Annotated in this window: 16 protein-coding genes; 7 read left to right on the forward strand and 9 right to left on the reverse strand. The window is 71.4% G+C overall.

The features are described 5' to 3' along the window. Positions 1 to 68: 68 nt before the first annotated feature. Positions 69 to 569: an ATP-binding protein gene (locus QF035_RS13780; protein ID WP_307520538.1), complete on the reverse strand. Its 501-nt coding sequence runs from the start codon at positions 567 to 569 to the stop codon at positions 69 to 71. A 548-nt stretch (positions 570 to 1,117) separates the two neighbouring features. Here QF035_RS13780 and QF035_RS13785 point away from each other — a divergent pair. Together QF035_RS13785 and QF035_RS13790 are read left to right on the forward strand one after the other, a co-directional pair. Continuing rightward, positions 1,118 to 1,486 carry a hypothetical protein gene (locus QF035_RS13785; protein WP_307520539.1) on the forward strand — a complete coding sequence of 123 codons (369 nt, stop codon included), beginning with the start codon at positions 1,118 to 1,120 and terminating at the stop codon, positions 1,484 to 1,486. A 92-nt stretch (positions 1,487 to 1,578) separates the two neighbouring features. After that, positions 1,579 to 2,775, forward strand: a complete 1,197-nt coding sequence (locus tag QF035_RS13790; RefSeq protein WP_307520540.1) for a hypothetical protein — start codon at positions 1,579 to 1,581, stop codon at positions 2,773 to 2,775. A gap of 108 nt (positions 2,776 to 2,883) precedes the next feature. Here QF035_RS13790 and QF035_RS13795 read toward each other — a convergent pair whose 3' ends face one another. From QF035_RS13795 to QF035_RS13805, 3 genes are all read right to left on the reverse strand, one after another. Then, positions 2,884 to 4,407 (reverse strand): serine/threonine-protein kinase, encoded by a 1,524-nt coding sequence (locus tag QF035_RS13795; RefSeq protein ID WP_307520542.1) that lies wholly within the window; start codon positions 4,405 to 4,407, stop codon positions 2,884 to 2,886. Positions 4,408 to 4,466: 59 nt separating this feature from the next. Then, complete coding sequence (locus tag QF035_RS13800) at positions 4,467 to 5,279, reverse strand: serine/threonine protein kinase (protein WP_307520544.1); 813 nt, start codon at positions 5,277 to 5,279, stop codon at positions 4,467 to 4,469. A 173-nt stretch (positions 5,280 to 5,452) separates the two neighbouring features. Continuing rightward, positions 5,453 to 6,124: a hypothetical protein gene (locus tag QF035_RS13805; RefSeq protein WP_307520545.1), complete on the reverse strand. Its 672-nt coding sequence runs from the start codon at positions 6,122 to 6,124 to the stop codon at positions 5,453 to 5,455. 320 nt (positions 6,125 to 6,444) lie between these two features. Between QF035_RS13805 and QF035_RS13810 the strand changes: the two genes are divergently transcribed. Beyond that, complete coding sequence (locus QF035_RS13810) at positions 6,445 to 7,932, forward strand: helix-turn-helix domain-containing protein (protein WP_307520547.1); 1,488 nt, start codon at positions 6,445 to 6,447, stop codon at positions 7,930 to 7,932. A 50-nt stretch (positions 7,933 to 7,982) separates the two neighbouring features. On the opposite strand, the gene QF035_RS13815 is transcribed toward QF035_RS13810, so the two are convergent. Further along, the gene (locus tag QF035_RS13815) at positions 7,983 to 9,725 is read right to left on the reverse strand and encodes a pyruvate dehydrogenase (RefSeq protein ID WP_307520548.1); all 1,743 of its coding nucleotides are present in this window, start codon (positions 9,723 to 9,725) and stop codon (positions 7,983 to 7,985) included. 99 nt (positions 9,726 to 9,824) lie between these two features. Next, positions 9,825 to 11,876, reverse strand: a complete 2,052-nt coding sequence (locus QF035_RS13820) for a protein phosphatase 2C domain-containing protein (RefSeq protein WP_307520550.1) — start codon at positions 11,874 to 11,876, stop codon at positions 9,825 to 9,827. A gap of 475 nt (positions 11,877 to 12,351) precedes the next feature. On the opposite strand from QF035_RS13820, the gene QF035_RS13825 reads away from it, so the two are divergent. The 3 genes from QF035_RS13825 (at position 12,352) to QF035_RS13835 (ending at position 16,394) form a co-directional block, all read left to right on the forward strand. Beyond that, entirely contained in the window at positions 12,352 to 13,359 is a 1,008-nt protein-coding gene (locus QF035_RS13825) for a helix-turn-helix transcriptional regulator (protein WP_307520551.1), read from the forward strand. Between the two features lie 36 nt (positions 13,360 to 13,395). Further along, positions 13,396 to 13,881: a DUF456 domain-containing protein gene (locus tag QF035_RS13830; RefSeq protein WP_307520552.1), complete on the forward strand. Its 486-nt coding sequence runs from the start codon at positions 13,396 to 13,398 to the stop codon at positions 13,879 to 13,881. Positions 13,882 to 14,048: 167 nt separating this feature from the next. Next, entirely contained in the window at positions 14,049 to 16,394 is a 2,346-nt protein-coding gene (locus tag QF035_RS13835; protein ID WP_307520555.1) for a glycosyl hydrolase family 95 catalytic domain-containing protein, read from the forward strand. Between the two features lies 1 nt (position 16,395). Here the strand turns inward: QF035_RS13835 and QF035_RS13840 are convergent, their stop codons facing one another. Continuing rightward, positions 16,396 to 17,619, reverse strand: a complete 1,224-nt coding sequence (locus QF035_RS13840) for an SGNH/GDSL hydrolase family protein (RefSeq protein ID WP_307520556.1) — start codon at positions 17,617 to 17,619, stop codon at positions 16,396 to 16,398. Between the two features lie 104 nt (positions 17,620 to 17,723). Here QF035_RS13840 and QF035_RS13845 point away from each other — a divergent pair, with 104 nt between their 5' ends. Continuing rightward, positions 17,724 to 18,095 carry a PPOX class F420-dependent oxidoreductase gene (locus QF035_RS13845; protein WP_266753744.1) on the forward strand — a complete coding sequence of 124 codons (372 nt, stop codon included), beginning with the start codon at positions 17,724 to 17,726 and terminating at the stop codon, positions 18,093 to 18,095. 21 nt (positions 18,096 to 18,116) lie between these two features. Here QF035_RS13845 and QF035_RS13850 read toward each other — a convergent pair whose 3' ends face one another. Then, positions 18,117 to 18,599: a methylated-DNA--[protein]-cysteine S-methyltransferase gene (locus tag QF035_RS13850; protein ID WP_307520559.1), complete on the reverse strand. Its 483-nt coding sequence runs from the start codon at positions 18,597 to 18,599 to the stop codon at positions 18,117 to 18,119. Beyond that, a complete protein-coding gene (locus tag QF035_RS13855; protein WP_307531100.1) occupies positions 18,596 to 20,008 on the reverse strand; it encodes a DNA-3-methyladenine glycosylase 2 family protein in 1,413 nt (470 codons plus the stop codon). The genes QF035_RS13850 and QF035_RS13855 overlap by 4 nt, the downstream gene beginning before the upstream one ends. Positions 20,009 to 20,365 lie beyond the last annotated feature (357 nt).

Here is a 20,365-nt window from a genome sequence, read left to right on the forward strand (position 1 = left end):
CATGTCCGCGCCCGGTCCGGTTTCATGTCCCTGCCCCGTACGGTGTCAGGTCGTCGGCCCATCCGGTTTCACGCCACTCCCCCGTCCAGCTCGAACCACACCACCTTCCCCACGCCATGGATCCGGACGCCCCACGCGTCCGCGAGGGACTGCACCAGGATCAGGCCTCTGCCGTGCGTACCGTCGTCGGCGTTCGGTACCCGCAGTCTCGGCCTGCGTCCCACGAAGTCCCTCACCTCCACCCGGAGTCCGCGCGGGCCGACGGTGGCTGTCAGCAGCGCGTCATGGGTGGTGTGGACGAGGGCGTTGGTGACGAGTTCGCTGGTCAGTAACTCCGCTATCTCGGATCGGCCGGGCCGCCCCCAGTGGGCGAGCAGGTCCCGCAGCGCCCTGCGGACCTGAGGCACCGCCCGGAGGTCGCAGCGCCCGAGCCTGAGCCTGAGTTGCGGAACGCCGTGCTGGTCGGTCGTTCCGTCCGCTGTGTCCCCCGCCGTCGTGGTCGTCTGTACCGTCTTCGCCGAGAAGGCCCCGGATACAACGGGACCGCCTCCTCGTGCCTGCCTCTTCATGACCCCCGCCCGCACGCCGCTGTCGATTCCCCTCCTGCTCGAACACGTTCACGGAATGCATGCCCCGGCCCGGATCACGACACTCATGTCGAATCGTCAACCACCCCTGATACGTCCGGAGATGCCCTGCTGCCGTCCGGAAAAGTCGCGCGACGGACCACCTGCCCGAGCCGCCTCCATCCGACGGACGATGACGGGTGGAGGCCTGGACGCCCCGGGAGTGGAGGGCCGCAAGGTGAAGGGGCTGCCATACGCCGTTTCGGGTGCCCCTTCACGGGCTGACCCGCGCGATCACGCCTGATCCCGCGTCCTCACTCACGATGAGACAGGCCAGTACATCTGCCCGTCGGGCCGACGGCCGGCCCGGCCGTACCGAACCCTGTCGCGCCTACGGCCCCGGGTGCCGCGCGACCACCCACGCTCGGACCAACTACCGATACCGCGCTGCCGATCCGGTCGCAGTCAACCTGACATTCGTCAGGACCGGTCGCCCGCTTCTCTTCCTAGGGTTCGAGAGTTCACCGACTCCACGGAGGAGTAAGAAGACCATGCGCAGACTTCTTCGCGGCGCCGCCGCGCTCGCGCTCGCGACCGCGGCCCTGACGGCGGTCGGCACGACGGAGGCCCAGGCGGCCGACGAGTGGGCCGGCTGCCCGTACGGCGCTGTGTGCGTCTACCCGCAGAACCAGAACCCCGCCGTCAGCCCGAGCCACATCTACTGGACGTACGGCACGCACAACCTCCAGAACCAGTTCGGCAATCACTGGGTCCTCAACAACCAGTACGACGGTGCGCTCGCGATGCTGTGCTACAGCAGCGGGACGGACTGCACGGCCGACATGCTCGCCGAGGGAACGGGCGTGTACGCCGACCTCACGCCGATCAACTCGATCGTCCTCAGGCCGCACCTGGACTGACCCGGCCTTCACCGTCCGCCGCTCGAAACCCGGCCGGTGCGGTCCCCGCAGTCGTCGGGGCCGCGCCGTTCCTCCAGGGGGAGACAACCACCATGCACCGCACCGCGCGCCTACGCGGAACGGCCGGACACGTGTGGAGAACACTTCTCGCGTCCGCCGCCGCACTTCTGATCCTGGCCTCCGGCGCGGCCACACCGGCCACCGCCGCCGTCCAGGCACCCGCCGCCGCCCAGATCCCCGACGGCGTCACCGCCGGGGTCGCCGTCTTCGACCGGCAGACGGGAACCTTCACCGAACAGGTCAACGCCGGTACGCCCTTCCGGTCCGCCTCCGTCGTCAAACTGCTGCTGACCCTGGACTTCCTGTGGAACCGCGGGCCGTCCTACGTCATCCCGGCCGCCGACCGGGCCCGGCTGGAGCCCATGCTGCGCAGCAGCGACGACAACGCGGCCAACTACTACTGGTCCAACTACGGCGGTTCGGCGATCATCAACCGGATGGTCCGCGAGCTCGGCCTGACCGACACCGCCCCGCCGCCCGCCGGCTACGAGGGCTACTGGGGCTACACCGCCCTGTCGGCCCGCGACACCGTGAAGATCTACCGCTACATCCTGGACACGGCACCGGCCCCCGTGCGCGACTTCGTCATGGGCAACCTGCGCCAGTCCACGCGCTGTGCCTCGGACGACTTCGACCAGCACTTCGGCATCGCCGGGGCGTTCGACCGCCCCTGGGCCGTGAAGCAGGGCTGGGCGGGCTCCTCGTTCCCGGAAGGTACGTGCTCCTCTTCCGGCGCGGCGACGGCGAAGACAGCCACCGCCCCGAAGGCCACCGCCGCGGAGGGTCGCGCCGCGGAGGACGTGAACCTCACCCGCCCGGCGCTGCACACCACCGGCACCGTGGGCGCGGGCGACCGCACGATCGTGGCGGTCCTGACGCTCCATCCGGACGGCACGTCGTACGGCAAGGCCTACACCGACATCGGCCGGCTGACCCGCTCCCTGAACGTGCCCGGCGGGGTGCGGCCGACGGGGAAGTGGTACGGAACCTGGAGCGAGCACGTGAACGTCCGCCGGGACCCGTCCACCGCCAACCCTCCGATGACCCAACTGCCCTCCGGGGTCGAGGTGTTGGTGGGCTGCCAGAAGCAGGGCCAGACGGTCAGCGTGCCGCCCTACACCAACGACTGGTGGGCGTATCTGCCCCAGTACGGCGGCTACATCTCCAACATCTACATCAGCTCACCCGGCAACCGGCTGCCGGACGTGCCGGACTGCGCGGGGTCGTAGCCGAGGCGTGAGTCAGGGATTCAGTGAGCCGGGACCCGGTCGCCTGCCGGGTCCCGGCTCACCGTTCACAGCCGGCGGGAGAGTCACCCTCAGCAGGCGGCGAGAAGGTCACCGCTCGTAGTCGGCGAGATAGCGCATCACCTTGTCCACGTGCGGCCGTACGCGCTCCGGGACACCACGCTCCTCGATGATCGTGCGGTCGCTCGTGCGGTAGCCGGCCACGACGAGCTTGACGAGGTCCTTCTCCGGCAGCCCGGCCTCCTTGAAACGCTGGTCGAGCCAGCACACGTACAGGCTCATCGTCGAGATCGCGTCGGGCGGCGACATGTGGTCCTTGTCGCCGTCGCCGTCCCCGTCCACGGCCCAGGCCCGGAACACCGAGGGCGTCCACATCGCGATGCCGAACTCCTCGGAGGCCGGGCGGGCCGCCTTGGCGTCGAACCCGCTCTCCGCCTTGAGCATGGCGGCGAGCACGATGGGGGTGATCTCCTTGTCGGTACAGCGGTGTGCGGCCTTCACGATGACCGGGCGCAGTGCCTTGGGCACGTCCGAGTCCGGCGGGATCTCCCCCGCGGCCACCGCGACCGTACTGCCGGTGGCCGTGGCGGACGTGCCGGGGCCACCCTTGTCGTCGGCACCGCCGTCGTCCCGCAGCATGAGCGCACCGGTCACGGCGGCGGCGCCCGCCAGGACGGCCGCGACGACCGGCACCAGCCGCCGGCGACGGCGGGGCGCGCCGGAGAGTTCGTCGACACGGGCCTTGAGGACGTCGGCGGTGTACTGGAGACGCGTGGCGTGGTCCGGCGACAGACAGTCGGCGATCAGCCGACGTCTGCTCTCCTCGATGTCGGCGTCCAGGCGCAGTGGTGCGGTCCCGCGCGCGTAGGCCTGGGCGGCGAGGGAGCGGGCCCTGGCCGTGGCCCCCGGGAACGGGTGCAGCCCGCCCGTGAGCACCTGGTGGGCGAGGACGCCGAAGGCCCAGATGTCGGCGGTCGTCCGGACGACCGTGCCCCGCGAGTCGGTGCGCTGCGACCACCACTCGGGCGGCAGATGGTCGAGGGTGCCGAGCGGCGGCATGTGGGCGTGGGTGCCCTCCAGTTCCGCGGCGACCCCGAAGTCGGCGAGCCACACGTCGCCGTCCGCGCTCAACAGGATGTTGGCCGGTTTCAGATCGCCGTGCACCCATCCGGCGCCGTGCATGTGCGCGAGACCGGCGGCCACCGAACGCAGGACGCGATCCGCGTCGGGGACCGGCCGACCGGCCTCGGTGGCGTCGAGCACGTCCTGGAGGCTGCGCTCGGCCCGGTCCATGACCAGGGCGATCGCACCGTCCAGATCGGGATGATCGGGCGCCTCGACGGTGCACACGGCATGGGTCCGTACGAGGTTCGGGTGGTCCGCCTCCCGGCTGAACCGCACTTCGCGCTGGACGAGTTCACCGAGGGCGGCCCGCTGTCCAGGAGCCAGGGCGTCGGTGCGCAGCACCTTCACCGCGACCGGGGTGTCGTCGGCGACGGAACGGGCCTCGTGGACGGTGCCCCAGGCGCCGGATCCGATGGGCGCGCCGAGCTCCCAGCCGTCGATGCGGAAGCCGACAGGGAGGTGTGCTGAGGGGCCTGTGCGGGGGGTCAATGCGGGGCCTTCTTCGAGGGGCGGAGGCGGGTGGGAGCCTTCCGCACTGGACGACGGTGTCACGCGGGAGCTTCCTGTACGGGGCGGCGGCTCGCCGTACGGCGCGGGAGCAGGGCGAGGTGCTCCTCGCGTACGAGGCCGAAGCGGAGCGCCGACGCCGCCAGTCGGGCGCGCTTGGCACCGGTGCGGCCGCCCTGCTCCCCGTCCATGTCTCCCTGGTCCAGGCGCAGTTTCGCGAAGGACAGGTAGTCGATGTGGTAGTTGACCGCCGAGCGGGACAGATCGCGGCAGGAGTCCAGCGGACGCAGGCGTTCCGCGATCTCCCCCGCGCCGGGGAGCGTCGTGTCCGAGGGCTCGCGCAACCGCGGCTCGCACAGCGCCACCAGGACGAGGAAGTACTTCGACGTCTGGTCGAGGGCGAAGGGGTTGACGGTCTGGTCACCGGCGCCGGGCACGGAACGCTCGTCGAGGTAGGCGTGCTGCGGAGCGAACACCTTGAAGTCGACGGTTCGGTTCAGTGCGGGCAGCACGACACGGGAGAACTCGAAGGGGACCGGCGCGCCGAGGCGGCCGGGGGCCACCGTGATGTACTCGCCAGCGCCCTCCAGGTTCTCCACCACATAACCGGCGGTCCGGCTGAAGTTGGACAGCCGCCAGTAGTCCTCGGCGGCTTCCAGCCGTCCGGCGCGCCGTGAGACGCCCGGGTCGGCCAGGACGACCGACAGGTCAGCGGCCCCCGACCCGCCGCGCCCGAAGTCGGCCATGTCGCCGGGCCCCAGGTGCAGCAGTCCGGGTCCGGATCCGCCTTCGCGTCGGTCGTGCTCGCCGTCCGCCCACGACGGACCCGGTAATTGGACAATGATCGTTTCCACGACGGCTCTCCCCCGATGAGGTCGCGAGGATTGTAGTGCGCAGATCAACCACGAGCACCGGCGGCGGCCGGTTCTCGCCGGGTCATGGTTCTCGTACGTGCTCTCGTGCGAGGAGCCGCCCTCTCACACCCCCGTGGTGGGAGGGCGGCTCCGGCACTTTCCCCCGGCTGCGGTCAGTAGAGCTTGCTGACCGCTGTGGTCGTCGTCTTCTTGAACGCCTTCACCGGCGCGTCGGAGAAGTCACCCATCTGTCCCCAGCGCACGAGGGTCACGGCCCGCCCGTCCCGGCCGACCGAGTAGAGGTTGATGTCGGTGGCGCCCCAGGACGTCTCGGTGTGCAGGCCGTAGGCGTGGGCACCCTCCTCGACCGACAGCTTGCCGTAGTCCTTCAGCGCGGCCTCGGTCTCCGGGTCGGACTGCTCGATGCGCGTCGCGCACGCCCGGAGGTCCTTGTTCAGCCGTGTGGCCAGGGCCTTGGCCTTGGCACTGCTGCCGACGACGATGGTGAGCTGCTGGGCGTTGGTCTCGAGGTCGGTCCAGAAGTCGCGGTACCGGGAGTCGTAGCCCGGCAGGGTCTCCTCGATGCAGAACCGGACCTCGTCCGGCACGCCGTCCGTGACCTTGCCCGCCGTCCAGGCGGACGTGGGGTGCGGCGGCAGCTGCGAGGCCGACAGGAACTTCGGCCACGCACCCGCCTTCACCTTCGCCGCGGCGTTCGTGGAGGCGTGCTTCGAGGCGCTCGTGTCCTTCCCGGTCGCGTCTGCCGGGCCGGCGAGCACCGCACCGAAAGCGACGCTCGCGGCGACGAAGGTGGTGAGCGAGGCCGCTCGGGTGCGCTTGGACATGGGTCCCCCTGTGGATGAGTGCACGATTGATCTGCGCGGGTCGGTGAAGTGAGGTACAGGCGGGAAGGATCCGCATGCACGGGTGCCGACACCGGTCCCGGTCGTGGGCTGCCGGCGGATGGTCGGTCCGGCGGCGGTCGGTGCGACACCAAGAGCATCAGCCGTCGCTCGGGGCCTGCGCAACAGACAACTCCGGATCCGCGACGGTGGAACCATCCCAGGCCATCTGACGTGCAGGTACATGGAGTGCCTGGGATGCCCTCCCGGGACGGGAACCGCCCCTTCGACCAGGGGGCCACGACGAGAAGCACGGGGGCACGGTGTCGACTCGGGACGACGACGTCGAGGAGTTCGCGGCACTGCTGAGGCGCTTGAAGGCGCGCACGGACCGCAGTTACGGCGCCCTCGCGCGCCGGGTGAACATGAACACCTCGACGCTGCACCGCTACTGCGCCGGTGACGCGGTGCCGCTCGACTTCGCACCCGTGGAGCGGTTCGCCGCACTGTGCGGGGCGACACCGGCCGAACGGCTCGAACTGCACCGCCTCTGGATCCAGGCGGTGGCGGCGCGACAGCGACCGCGGGGGTCGGGGGCGCCGGGGGCGCAGGAGAGTCCAGAGCCGGAGCCAACTCCGGATCTGGATCCAGCTCCAACTCCGGCTCCGGCTCCGGTCACCGACGCGGCGGGCACCGGGCCCGAGGGAAGCGACGGGCCAGAGCGAGTCGGCGGCCCCGAAGGAAGCCACGGGCCCGAAGGCAGCGACGAGTCGGAGTCAGGGTCTTCGGGAGCGGCGGAGCCCGACCCCGTATCGAGCGTGCCGACCGTTTCCAGTTCCTCCGGCGGCTCGGGTCCGCGCCCCCGCCGGGCCTGGTACCGGCGGCGGGTCGCGGTCACCGCCGCCGTGGTGACGGTGCTGCTGGTCACGCTGGGCAGCCTGTCCGCGCTGTCGGACGACCGTCGGTCCGACGACGCCTCCCGGAACGTCGGCCCGAGCGAGGGCCCGACCTCGACGGCCACGGGCGACGCACGTGACCGCCGGTCCACGAGCCCGTCGCCCAAGTCCTCCGGGCCGTCGTCGTCCTCGCCATCGGCCGGAGGCAAGGGAAAGGCGTCCACGCCACCCGGCAAGGACGGCGAGCCGTCGGCGAACGCCGGCCGGCCGAAGGGCTCCGGCACCACCGGCCTCCCGCTGACCTGGACCGCGAACTCGCACGGCTGGACGTTCGACTGCGGCCACGAGTACGTCGTCGACAGGAAGCCGGAACAGGTGCCACCGCCTCCGGTCACGCAGGACGCCGCACGGTGGGCGGCCAGCCAGAACGCGGTGCACGGGCGCGAGACGATCGTGAAGATCTCGGTGCAGGGAAAGTCGTCCACCGCCGTCGTCCTGGAGGCCCTCCGGGTACGGGTCGTCGGGCGCTCGACCCAACTGCGGGGTGCCGGCTACTCCATGGACGAGGGCTGCGGAGGCGCGGTCACCCCGCGCTCCTTCGCCGTCGACCTGGACAAGGACCGGCCCATCGCACGTGCGGTTCCGGGCGGTGACGTCGACGGGGCGATCCCCGCGATGCGTATGCCCTACCGGGTGTCCGCCGAGGACCCGGAGGTGCTGCTCGTCAACGCACGGACGGATTCCTGCGACTGCCGCTGGTACCTGGAACTCGACTGGTCGTCCCAGGGACGCACCGGCACGATCCGTATCGACGATCACGGCAAGCCGTTCCGCACCAGCGGCGTCAAGGGTCTCCCGCGCTACTGGTACGGCTCGGTCGGTTCGGACCGCCAGTGGGTCCCCCGCACCGACTGAGCCACGGCGTCCCGCGGCGGCGTCCTGAAGCGTCGGCCGTAGGCGGCTGCCTACGGCCGCGGCACGTTGCGCAAGTTGGAGCGGGCCATCTGCACCATCCGGCCGACTCCCCCGTCCAGCACCATCTTCGACGCCGACAGCGCGAACCCGGTCACCATCTCCGCGCTGATCTTCGGCGGGATCGACAGGGCGTTGGGGTCGGTGACGATGTCGACGAGCGCCGGGCCCTTGTGCCTGAAGGCGTCCTTCAGCGCGCCCGCAAGCTGCTTGGGCTTCTCGACGCGCACGCCATAGGCGCCGCAGGCGCGGGCGACGGCGGCGAAGTCGGGGTTCTTGTTGGAGGTCCCGTACGACGGAAGTCCGGCGACGAGCATCTCCAACTCGACCATGCCCAGGGAGGAGTTGTTGAAGAGGACGACCTTCACCGGCAGGTCGTACTGGACGAGGGTGAGGAAGTCGCCCATCAGCATGGAGAATCCGCCGTCGCCGGACATCGAGACGACCTGGCGCTCCCGGTCGGTGAACTGCGCGCCGATGGCCTGCGGCAGCGCGTTCGCCATCGAGCCGTGCGAGAAGGACCCGATGATGCGGCGGCGGCCGTTGGGAGTGATGTAGCGGGCCGCCCATACGTTGCACATGCCGGTGTCGACCGTGAACACGGCGTCCTCGTCGGCGAGTTCGTCGAGCACGGAGGCCACGTACTCGGGGTGGACCGGAACGTGCTTCTCGACCTTGCGCGTGTACGCCTTCACCACGCCTTCGAGCGCGTCGGCGTGCTTCTTCAGCATCTTGTCGAGGAAGCGGCGGTTGCTCTTGGGGCTCACCTTCGGGGTGAGACAGCGCAGGGTCTCCTTCACGTCGCCCCACACCGCGAGGTCCAACTTCGAGCGTCGGCCCAGGCGTTCGGGCCGTACGTCGATCTGGGCGATCTTGACGTCGTCGGGCAGGAAGGCGTTGTACGGGAAGTCGGTGCCCAGCAGGATCAGCAGGTCGCACTCGTGGGTGGCCTCGTAGGCGGCGCCGTACCCGAGGAGTCCGCTCATTCCGACGTCGTACGGGTTGTCGTACTGGATCCATTCCTTCCCGCGCAGGGCGTGCCCCACCGGGGACTTGATCTTCTCGGCGAACTGCATGACCTCGGCGTGCGCGCCCGCGGTACCGCTGCCGCAGAACAGGGTGACCTTGTCGGCCTCGTCGATCATCGCGGCGAGCTTGTCGATCTCGGTGTCGCCGGGGCGGACGCTGGGGCGTGAGGTGACGAGGGCGGTCTCCACGGGCTTGTCGGGGGCGGGCTGGTCCGCGATGTCGCCCGGCAGCGTCACGACACTCACGCCGCTCTGTCCGACCGCGTGCTGGATGGCGGTCTGGAGCAGCCGGGGCATCTGCTTCGGGTTGGAGATCATCTCGCTGTATTGGCTGCACTCGCGGAACAGCTGGTCGGGATGGGTCTCCTGGAAGTACCCGAGGCCGATCTCGCTGGAGGGGATGTGCGAGGCGAGGGCGAGGACCGGGGCCATGGAGCGGTGGGCGTCGTAGAGGCCGTTGATGAGGTGGAGGTTGCCCGGGCCGCAGGAGCCGGCGCAGGCGGCGAGCCGGCCCGTGATCTGGGCCTCCGCGCCCGCCGCGAAGGCGGCCGTCTCCTCGTGGCGGACGTGGATCCAGTCGATGGCCGAGTTGCGCCGAATGGCGTCGACCACCGGGTTGAGGCTGTCACCCACGACTCCGTACAGGCGTTTCACGCCAGCGCGGACGAGGATGTCGACGAACTGCTCGGCGACGTTCTGCTTGGCCATGAGTCACGCGCCCCTTAGCTGTCTTCAGCTAGCTGTCTTCAGCTGTCTTTCGCTGTCACAGGTGCCCTTTCATGTCCCATGAATTCACAGCGGGCGCGGTTACGCCTCCCAAACGGCCGCGGCTGTCCGGTCGTCGGCGTATCCCTTGACCCGTACCAGGGTGTCCGCGAGGAACGCCGCGAGGCCGGGCGGATCACCGTCCGACCAGCGGGAGGTGAGGTGCTCGACCAGGGCGGGTTCGCCGCGCAGGGGTTCGGCGAGACCGCTGGTGCACAGCAGGAGCGTGTCGCCCGGGCGGGCGACGGAGGCACGGAAACGGAACGGGTCGCGGGGCGGCGGTTCGGGGGCGGGTTCGTACGGGCTCGGGGGCGTGGTGATGCCGAGGTCCATGGTGAGCCGGTCGCCGTCGGGAGTCTCGTGCGGGAGCGATCCGAAGCCGACGACGGCCTCGCCCCTTGTGTCGGCGACGTGCGGCTCGATGTCCTGCCACTCGCCGTCGCGCAGCCGGAAGAGGCCGCCCGCCCCGACGCCGAAGAAGACGCGCGTGCGGCACTCGGGGTCGGCGGGGAGGAGCAGGCAGCGCAGGCTCGCGGTGTACTCCTCCGGTTCGATGCCCTGCTCGGCGGCGCTGGCCCGCAGTTTGCCGAGGCTGCGGTCGGTGAGCCGGTGCAGTCCCGACTTGAGGTCGCCTCGGCGGGCGGCCCGGATGTCCTCGGCCAGGCGTGCGTGGCTGCGGCCGACGGCCCGCCCGATCCACTGGCACGCCTCGGCGGCGGCCCGGTGCGCGCCGGGGGTGGCGCGGGCCCCGGTCGCCATCGCGACCAGCACGAGGGCGCCGTCCCCGACGCCGAACCGGGCGGTGAGCAGGGAGTCCCGGCGCGGTTCGCCCCGGTAGCGCGCCGAGTCCCCGCGCACGGACACGGCCCGCAGCGTGGACGTCCCGTACGCCGCCCCGTCCAGCACGGTGTCCGCCACGAGATCGTCGAGGTCGTCCGCGTCGGCGGGAGGCAGAGCGGTCGGTTCGGCGTCGTAGGTGGGCGGTCCGGAGCCCACGTAGTCGACGGGGGTGGGGAGGTCGGGGGCTTGTACGGGCGTCTCCGCGGGTGCCTGGTCGGAGGGGGTGCCCGACGGAGCGTCGACGAGGGTGGCGGGCGGGGCGTACGGGGAGGCGCCGGTGGGCGGCGGTGATGCGTCGGAGGGCGGCGACGACGCGTCCGAGGGTGTCCGTGACGCGGGCGTCCCTGCCCCGGGCGCCTCCGTGGACGTACCCCTGCGGGGCGCTGCCGCGTCGGGCCCCGGCGGCTGGGGGGACTGCGGCTGGAATACAGGCGACTGGGGGCCCTCAGGCTCGGGAGGCGGTAGCTGAGGCAGCGGCTCGAATACAGGCGGCTGGGAGCCCAGTGGGAAGGAGCTCGGGCTCGGAGGTTCGGCGAGCGGGGCCTCCCAGGGCGCCCGCTGCCGCCGAAGCCCGCTGCGCCGCAGCGGGTCACTCTCCGGCCCACCGGGCCGGGGTGCCTCTCCGCCGGTCTCCGGTTCGCCACCGGGCGCGGGCCCGCGCGGAGCACCTGCCCACGGTCCGCGAGGCGCACCTCCGGCCATGGGCCCGGCGGTGGGCCCGGCGGCAGGCGGCCCATCGCCCGCAGGTCCAGCGGCTGAGGAGCCATTGGGCACGGGCCCGCCTGGTGCGGGCCTTCCCGGCACAGAGCCGCCGGGCGGAAGCCCGCCGACCCCGGGCCCGCCAGACGCAGGCCCCGCAGGAGCCGGACCGCCCGTAGCTTCCGGTTGGCGTTCGCTCGGGCCCCAGCCGGCCACCGGCCAGCCCGTGCCGAAGCCGGTGACCGCGTGGCCGTCGGGCGTGGGTCCCGGGTCAGCGGGGGCGTCGCTCACCGGCTCGGGCGGTTCCGAGCCGCTGCCTGGACGGCGGCGGCGTTCGGCCGGTGTTCGGGTGCGGGGTGGCGGGATTCCGGCGCCCGTGAACGGCGTGGGCGGGGGCGCGTCGTCCGGGGCGCCCACGGTGTCCGACGCCGAGGCGAAGCGGTCGTCGAGGGAGTCGGCCGCGGCCGCGGGCCCCGTGTCCCCCGTGGAGTCGTCGTACAGCTGCCCCCACCAGTCGTCCTCTTGACCGGTGGGCTTCTCCCCCTGCTGGCTCATGCCCCTAATTGTCCACCGCGGAGGCCTGATGAAAACGGTGCATCCGGAAAAACCGGCCACGGGGTTGGGCGTCGAACGGCGATACGAAACCGCCGGGCGATCCCACCCCCCACGGGAGAACCGCCCGGCGGCGCCGGTGTGACCGCGGGCCCCGGCACACGCCGTACGCCCGGGTCACCGTCTGAACGGCCGGGTTCCCAAGTTCTCCTGGGAGTCACCCGGTTCGGCCCTGAGTGTGACGCGCCTCCCTGAGGGACAGCTGTGCCCGGCGGTCACGGCCCGTTCGCCGCCCCGCCCACCCACCGCGTCCTCGGCCTCTCGGGTCCGTGGCGGGTCCTCGCCACGGCCCGCGCGTCATGCTGCGGTGGCGCCACCTTGGCAGAGAGACGCAGGGTACGGCGATGATGTGCCGAGGCGGTTTTACGCCGTGGCCGTTTTCCGCCACGGCCGGGTCTTCGGGGAGGGGCGTCGCCGCATGCTGGGAGCGACAGGTCTGGCAGCGATAGGGCTGGACGAGACACACGAGTCGGCCTACCGGGCACTGGTGTCCGTGGGCGCCGCCGACGTGCCCGATCTGGCGAGGCGGCTCACGCTCGGCGAGCACGACACCGAGCGCGCGCTGCGCCGGCTGGAGCGGCACGGTCTCGCCGCCCAGTCCTCGGCCCGGCCGGGCCGTTGGGTCGCGGCGCCACCCGGTGTCGCGATCGGCGCGCTGCTCACCCAGCGGCGCCACGAGCTGGACCAGGCGGAACTGGCGGCCGCGCTGCTCGCCGAGGAGTACCGCGCACGGGCCGTCGAGCCCGCCGCGCACGACCTGGTCGAGGTGGTGACCGGCGCGGCCGCGGTCGCCCAGCGGTTCCTGCAGCTCCAGCTCGGCGCGAGCGAGGAGGTGTGCGCCCTGGTCACCGGGAACCCGGTCGTCGTCTCCGGCACCGACAACGACGCGGAGGAGCAGGCAGCCGACCGCGGTGTCCGCTACCGCGTGGTCGTCGAGCGGTCGGTGCTGCACCTGCCGAACGGCATCGCCGAGCTGTCCGCCGCACTCGGCCGCGACGAGCAGGTACGGGTCGTGGAAACGGTACCGACCAAGCTGGTGATCGCCGATCGGGCCCTCGCCATGGTGCCGCTGACCTCGCGGACCCTGGAGCCCGCGGCCCTCGTCGTCCACGCGAGCGGGCTGCTGGAATCGCTGTCGGGCCTGTTCGAGGCGGTGTGGCGGGACGCGCTGCCGCTGCGTCTGGGCGCGCCCGACGCGGTCACGGAGGAGGAGCGGGACGGGCCGGACGGCACCGACCTGGAGATCCTCTCCCTGCTCCTCGCCGGACTGACCGACGCGAGCGTCGCCAAGCAGCTCGACCTCGGCCTGCGTACCGTGCAGCGCCGGGTGAAGCGGCTGATGGAGCTGACGGGCGTGACGACCAGGCTCCAGCTGGGCTGGCACACGTACGAGAAGGGCTGGGTGGCCCGGGAGCGACAGGACTGACCTGCGGTTTCGCCCGCTCTCCCGCACTCTGGACAGATGGGAGCGTGGGAACTCCTGCTGGTCGGGGTTGTGCTGCTGCTCGGCCTGAGCGGAGTGCTGGTACCCGGCGCGCCGGGGTCGTGGCTGGTGTGGGCCGCGGTCCTGTGGTGGGCGTTCGAGGATCCGCAGGCGCTCTCGTGGGCCGTGCTCGTGGGCGCCACGGCCGTCCTGTTCCTGGCCCAGGTGATCCGCTGGCAGCTGCCGCCGCGCCGGCTGCGCGCGAGCGGCGCCACCCCGCGCATGGCGGCGTACGCGGGCGTCGGGGCCCTGCTCGGCTTCTTCCTGCTGCCCGTACTGGGCGCGATACCCGGCTATCTCGGCGGCGCCTATCTCGCCGAACGGCTGCGGCTCGGCGGCCACGGGGAGGCGAAGGCATCGGTCCGCTCGGTGATGCGGGCGGGCGGGACCAGCGTGCTGGTGGAGCTGTTCGCCTGCCTGCTGATCGCGGGGGCGTGGCTGGGAGCTGTGGTCTGGGGATCGTGATCCCGTGCCGCACACTCCTCCACCCGCACGCTCCACACATCGGATCTCTCCTTTCATATTGACGGCATCCTGCACCTTCTCTACGTTGCGCCTTGGGATAGCTCCGATGAATCCCCGGTGCGCACGCACCGGAACGCATGCAGTGGAACGAGCCGCCAGGAGGCGCAATGCCCAGCCCGTCCAGACGAACCGTGCTCGCCACCGGATCCGCCCTCGGCGGGACACTTCTCGCCACCGGCCTCCCGGCACAGGCGAGCGCGGCCGACCATGGAAGCGCCCCCGACGCCTCGTACGCCCCCTCCACCTCCTCCGACCCATGGCGAACCGTCCTCGACGACGCCGACCTGGTCTGGGAACGGATGCCGAAGACCTGGTACGAGGGCCCGTACCTGGGCAACGGCTTCCTGGGTTCCGGGATCTACGCCGAACCGGGCCGGGAGACCGAGGCCGTCCGCTTCAACATCCAGCACTCCGAAGTGCAGGACCACCGCCCGCAGTTCGGCTCCCTCTTCGGGCTCGCGCGGTTGCCCATCGGTCACTTCACTCTGGAGCCGGTGGGCGCGATCACCGGCCTCGACTGGCGACTCGGGCTGCGCGACGCCGAGTTGACCGGCACGCTCACCACGGACCGCGGCACCCTCACGATCCGCGCCCTGATCCACACCACCCGCTCCGTCCTCGCCGTCGAGGTGACACCGAGCAAGGGCGAGCGCGACTTCCGGTGGGTGTTCCACCCGGCGGACGCGATCAGCCCCCGTGCCGCCTTCAAACCGGTCCCGCCGGGATACACGGGCAACCCGCCCGCCGGGATCGAGCAGCACGACGGCGTGTCCGCGGCCGTCCAGCCGCTCCTCTCCGGCGGCCAGCACGTCACCGCATGGCGGGAGCGGACGCTGGGCTCCCGGCGGACCCTGTACGTCAACGTCGCGCACTCCTACCCCAAGTCGACGGCACTGCGGCAGGCTCTGGCCACTGTCCGCGCTACCGCCCTCCTGCCGTACGAAGCACTGGCCTTGACACATCGCGCCTGGTGGCACGCCTTCTACCGCAAGAGCTTCCTCTCCCTCCCGGACGCGCGCATCCAGCGCTTCTACTGGATCCAGCTCTACAAGACGGCGTCCGCTGCCCGTCGTGACGCTCCCGCCATGGCCACGAGCGGCCCCTGGCTGGAGCCCACACCCTGGCCCGCGACCTGGTGGAACCTGAACGTGCAGTTGGAGTACTGGCTGATCCACGGCTCCAACCACCTCGAACTCGACGCCGTGACCCGGTCGTTGAGCGAGTTCCGCGACCACCTCAAGGCCGAGATGGCGCCCGCCTACCGGTCCGACTCGCTGGGCATTCCGCGCACCACCGACGCCTCGCTGGTCAACGGCGGCGCGACGGACCCCGTACTCGGCTACGGCGTAGGCATCCCCGGCCAGGACCCGCCGACTCCCGAGGTCGGCAACCTCACCTGGGCCCTGCACAATGTCTGGCTCAGCTACCGCCACACCATGGACAAGTCGATCCTCCGGGACGTCCTGTTCCCGCTCCTGCGCAAGGCGGTCAACTACTACCTGCACTTCCTGGAGCCGGGCGCGGACGGCAGGTTGCACCTCCCGGCGACCTTCTCACCCGAGTACGGCGGCAACTCCCGGGACTGCAACTACGACCTGATGCTGCTCACCTGGGGCTGCCGCACCCTCCTCGATTCCGCCGAACTCCTCGGCATCGACGACAAGTTGGCGCCCCGCTGGCGCGAGGTCCTGGCCAAGCGGGTCGCCTATCCGACCGACGCGAACGGTTTCATGATCGGTGCGGACATCCCCTTCGCGAAGTCGCACCGCCACTACTCCCACCTCCTGGCCGTCTACCCGCTGTACGAGCTGACGGGCGACACCCCGGACGAAAAGACCCTGATCGAGAAGTCGTTGGCCCACTGGGTCGGCTTCGAGGGCGCCCTCCAGGGCTACACGTTCACGGGCGCGGCCTCGATGTCGGCTCTGCTCGGCAAGGGCGAGGACGCGCTGTCGTACCTGGGCCAGCTCATGACCCGCTTCATCCAGCCCAACACCATGTACAAGGAGTCGGGCCCGGTCATCGAGACCCCACTCTCCGCCGCCCAGTCGGTCCACGACATGATCTGCCAGTCCTGGGGCGACGTCATCCGCGTCTTCCCCGCCCTGCCCGCCGCCTGGGCCGACCTGACGGTGCACGACTTCCGCACCCAGGGGGCCTTCCTGCTCAGCGCGGTGCGGAGGGGCGGGAGGACCCGCTGGGTGCGGCTGGTCAGCGAGGCGGGCGCCCCCTGCGTCGTACGGCATGGGATCGCCGGCGCGATCGAGGTGCGGGACGGGCGTGGACGGTCCCTGCGGTTCACTGATGTGGGTGGCGGGGCGATCCAAGTCGCCCTGCGCAAGGGCGAGTCGGCGCTCATCACCGCCAAGGGCGACCGGCCGGATCTCCGCGTCGTCCCCGTCGAGCCGAACGAGGAAGCCCCGCGGTGGGGGCTGCCGGCCTCCGCTCCCTGAGCTATCCCGCCAATGCCTTCAGGTCGATGCTGTCGGCGAGCGCCCGCATGCCCGCGTCGTTGAAGTGGAGGTGGTCGCCGGGGTCGTAGGCGGCCAGCATGCGGGACGGCCTGGACGGGTCGCGGACCACGGCGTCGAAGTCCGCGACCGCGTCGAACAGTCCCCCGGTACGGATGAGCCGGTTGACCTCCTGCCGTACGCGCTCACGCTTGTCCGTGTATCCGCCGTAGCCGCCGAACGGGGTGAGCGTGGCCCCCACGACCCGGATGCCGCGGGCGTGGGCGCGCCGCACGATCTCTCGGTACGCGGCGCCGAGGGCGGCCGGGTCGGTCTGGTTCGGCGCGCTCTTGATGTCGTTGATGCCCTCCATCACGATCAGCGTGCGCACGCCGGTACGGGAGAGGACGTCGGCGTCGAACCGGGCCAGGGCGCTGGGGCCCCGGCCTTCGAGCAGCAGGCGGTTTCCGGCTACTCCCGCGTTCAGGACGCCCTGTTGCCGGCGCGCGGGCAGAGCGCGGATGCGCTCGGCGAGGCGGTCGGGCCAGCGTCTGTTGGCACTCGGTGTCGAGCCGGAGCCGTCGGTGAGGGAGTCGCCCAGCGCGACCACGCTCCCTGCGGGCTCCGGGCGCCGTACGTCGACTCCTGTCACGTAGTACCAGGAGCGTGTCGTTGCCGTGAACGCCGTACCTCTCGTGTTGGCGACGCGATTGCCTTTCGGGGCGATGAAGTTCGTCTGCAGGGCGTCTCGGTGGTAGGTGGCCGGGCCCGGCTCTCCGGGCGTGTGGAGGGTGACTAGGAGGTTCGTGGCTGCCGGGACAGTGAGCGTCACGGCGTCGCTCACCGCGTCCCTGCCCACCGGCACGGTGACCTTCTTCCGGCCGCCGAACGTGAGTGTGCGCATCGTGCCGGGGAGGGCGTCCGGGCTCTTGGGGGCGTTGCGCGCCTGCCGGGCGAGGGTGGCTCCGCCGAGTGTCAGCGGGAGAGTGCCGAGGCGGTTCGAGATCCGTACGCGGACTGCCGTGCCGCCGATGCTTGTGTGGACGATGTTGCGGATCGAGGCCCCGGGAAGGGCTGGTGCGGTACCGGAGGCCGAGCCTTCCCAAGTGCCCGTCCAGTGCGCGGGGGCCGTCCGCGCGAGGGGCTCCCGGCCTCCGTGGGCGACCCCCGTACCCATCAGCGTGAGCGTCAGCGCTCCGGCCACGGCAACCAGCGTCTGTCTGACCATGCGTCACTGCCTTCCGCCGACGGAGCCCGGCCACAGGTGCGGGTCTCCGGACCTAGGGCCAGGATCCGATGCGCGGGGCGTGAAATCCGTGTTTGGCTGCAGCTATGACCGCATTCAGTGAAGCCGAACGGGTGTACCTAAAGTCCCAGCGGCTGGGCCGGCTGGCCACCGTCGATCAGCATGGGCAGCCGCAGGCCAACCCTGTGGGCTTCTTTCCGCAGGACGACGGCACGATCCTCGTCGGCGGATACGCCATGGGCACCACCAAGAAGTGGCGCAACCTCCAGAAGAACCCCAAGGTCGCCCTCGTCGTCGACGACATCGTCAGCCTCCGCCCCTGGAAGGTGCGCGGCGTGGACATCCGGGGCGAGGCCGAACTCCTCACGGGGCCGCATGAGTTGGGCCCGCACTTCAGTGAGGAGCTGATCCGGATTCACCCTCGGCGGATCCACAGTTGGGGGTTGGAGGAGGGCTGAGGCTGAGGGCTGGGCGGGCCTCTATTGTCCTTCCAGCCTCAGCAGCTGCAGCTTTCGTTCCAGGCCGCCCGCGTAGCCCGTGAGCGATCCGTCTGCGCCGATCACTCGATGGCACGGGCGGACGATCAGCAGCGGGTTGGCACCGATCGCTCCGCCTACGGCCCGCACTGCGGCGCGCGACGCGCCGATCCGTGCGGCGATCTCTCCGTACGTGGTGGTCGCCCCGTAGGGGACGGAGTCGAGGGCGTCCCAGACCTGCTCGCGGAACGCGGTACCGCTCGCCTTCAACTCCAGCTCGAACTCCTTGAGTTCACCGGCGAAGTAGGCCGCGAGCTGTTCTCGGGCGTCCCGGAAGAGCTCGGGCGCGGGGTGCCAGTCCGGCTGGACTGTGCGTCCGCCCTTCTGTCCTGGGACCGAGAGGGACGTCAGGGACCCGGACTCGTCTGCTGTGAGCAGGAGTTGGCCTACGGGGCTGTCGAGCTGGGCGTATGGGATGTTCGTCATGATCGGTGCTCTTCCAGCTCGCTCGCGGTGGGTGGGGTCTGGCCGGCCGCCCTCAGATGGTGCAGGGCGTAGGAGCGCCAGGGGCGCCAGGCGTCGGGGACGTCCTCGTCCGGTGGTGCCGCGTCGGGGTCGCCCAGGGCCCGGGTGCGGATGACTGCCACGGTCCGTGGATCCATGCCGGGCAGGGCGAGCAGCGTGGCCTGCGCCTCCTCGCGGTCGGCACCCGGGTCGAGCCTCAGGCTGCCGTCGGCGAGCGCTGTGGCGAGGGCGCCGAGCGTGCCGCCCGTCTCCGCGAGTGCGGCCGGCTCGGGGAAGACATGTGTGAGCGTTCCGCAGGGCGCGTCGAGGCTCTTCCCGTACTCCCGCACGAGGCGCTCGGCCTCGTCCCGGCCGACCAGCGCGCGCACAGCCAGCTCCTCCGGGTCGGCGGCCCCTGGTGAACGCAGTCCGGGTCTGGCCGCCACCAGCGGCGCGAGTCGCTCGTCGGCTCCCAGGCGTTCGTCCACCGCGTACGGATCGGAATCCAGGTCGAGGAGCCGCCGCAGGCGCTGCACTGCGGTGGTCAGATCGCGCAGGTCGGTGAGGTGCAGCCTGGCGTCCAGCCAGCCGCCTGCGTGGGCGGAGGCTCCGGACGGGCGTTCGCCGACAGCCACGATGCCTGTGCCGTACGGCAGCCGCAGGGTCCGGCGGTAGGTACGGAATCCCGCGCCACCGGTCACTTCTTCAACACCGGCGACAGCCTCTGCGGCCAGCAGATCGAAGACCTCAGCGGCCTGGTACGGGCCGCGGTACGCCAGGCGCAACGGGATCCCCGCCGACGGAGTGGCCGCGCGACGCGAGGCGGCGCCGCGGCGGGGTGCGGCTGCGCGCAGCTCGGTCGGGGTCGAGGCGTACCCCGTCCGGATCGTGTCGTTGAACTGCCTCACGCTCGCGAACCCGGCCGCGAACGCGATCTCTGTGATCGGCAGCTCTGTTGTCTGGAGCAGCACCCTCGCGGTGTGGGCCCGCTGGGCCCGGGCCAGGGCCACCGGGCCTGCGCCCACCTCTGCGGTGAGCTGGCGCTGTACCTGGCGGGCGCTGTAGCCGAGCCGCGCGGCGAGCCCGGCGACTCCCTCGCGGTCCACGACGCCGTCGCCGATCATCCGCATCGCGCGTCCTACGACGTCCGCGCGTACGTTCCACTCGGCGGAACCCGGCACGGCGTCCGGGCGGCACCGCCGGCATGCTCGGAACCCGGAACTCTGCGCGGCGGCGGCCGTCGCGTAGAACCGGACGTTCTCGCGCTTCGGCGTCACCGCGGGGCAGCTCGGCCGGCAGTAGATCCCCGTCGTCTCCACCGCGAAGAAGAACTCCCCGTCGAACCGGGCGTCCCGGCTCCGCACGGCTCCGTACCTGGTCTCTTCGTCAATCACCCCTCCAGTCTGCGCCACCGCCACGCGGTCGACTGGCGGAAATCGGACGTGACGCTCGCCGTCGGTGGGTGGGGCGGGGGCGTACCGGTATGTCACGTTCGCGACTGCTGGGCATACGGCCCTGAGTTTCATTGGTGACCGTTTCCAGCGGGAGCTGTATGTCGCGAACGTTGACATACCGGCACGCCCCCGCCCCGGGTTGCGTCGGCGTCTGCGGCCCGGTGGAAATTGGCCAAGGGCGCGAGGAACTGCGCGACCAGCCACGGACGGCCCGCAGAACCACGCCGGCCTCAGCCCCCACATTCAGGGGCGCGAGGAACTGCGCGACCAGCCCCCACGCGCCCGCAGACGAAA

This window comes from Streptomyces umbrinus, from assembly GCF_030817415.1.
Lineage (GTDB): Bacteria > Actinomycetota > Actinomycetes > Streptomycetales > Streptomycetaceae > Streptomyces > Streptomyces umbrinus_A.

What these genes read in the sequence shown, in the direction of transcription:
- QF035_RS13780 (WP_307520538.1), bottom strand. Translation starts at nt 569, where the DNA reads ATGAAGAGGCAGGCACGAGGAGGCGGTCCCGTTGTATCCGGGGCCTTC.
- QF035_RS13785 (WP_307520539.1), top strand. Translation starts at nt 1,118, where the DNA reads ATGCGCAGACTTCTTCGCGGCGCCGCCGCGCTCGCGCTCGCGACCGCG.
- QF035_RS13790 (WP_307520540.1), top strand. Translation starts at nt 1,579, where the DNA reads ATGCACCGCACCGCGCGCCTACGCGGAACGGCCGGACACGTGTGGAGA.
- QF035_RS13805 (WP_307520545.1), bottom strand. Translation starts at nt 6,124, where the DNA reads ATGTCCAAGCGCACCCGAGCGGCCTCGCTCACCACCTTCGTCGCCGCG.
- QF035_RS13815 (WP_307520548.1), bottom strand. Translation starts at nt 9,725, where the DNA reads ATGGCCAAGCAGAACGTCGCCGAGCAGTTCGTCGACATCCTCGTCCGC.
- QF035_RS13820 (WP_307520550.1), bottom strand. Translation starts at nt 11,876, where the DNA reads ATGAGCCAGCAGGGGGAGAAGCCCACCGGTCAAGAGGACGACTGGTGG.
- QF035_RS13825 (WP_307520551.1), top strand. Translation starts at nt 12,352, where the DNA reads ATGCTGGGAGCGACAGGTCTGGCAGCGATAGGGCTGGACGAGACACAC.
- QF035_RS13830 (WP_307520552.1), top strand. Translation starts at nt 13,396, where the DNA reads ATGGGAGCGTGGGAACTCCTGCTGGTCGGGGTTGTGCTGCTGCTCGGC.
- QF035_RS13835 (WP_307520555.1), top strand. Translation starts at nt 14,049, where the DNA reads ATGCCCAGCCCGTCCAGACGAACCGTGCTCGCCACCGGATCCGCCCTC.
- QF035_RS13840 (WP_307520556.1), bottom strand. Translation starts at nt 17,619, where the DNA reads ATGGTCAGACAGACGCTGGTTGCCGTGGCCGGAGCGCTGACGCTCACG.
- QF035_RS13845 (WP_266753744.1), top strand. Translation starts at nt 17,724, where the DNA reads ATGACCGCATTCAGTGAAGCCGAACGGGTGTACCTAAAGTCCCAGCGG.
- QF035_RS13850 (WP_307520559.1), bottom strand. Translation starts at nt 18,599, where the DNA reads ATGACGAACATCCCATACGCCCAGCTCGACAGCCCCGTAGGCCAACTC.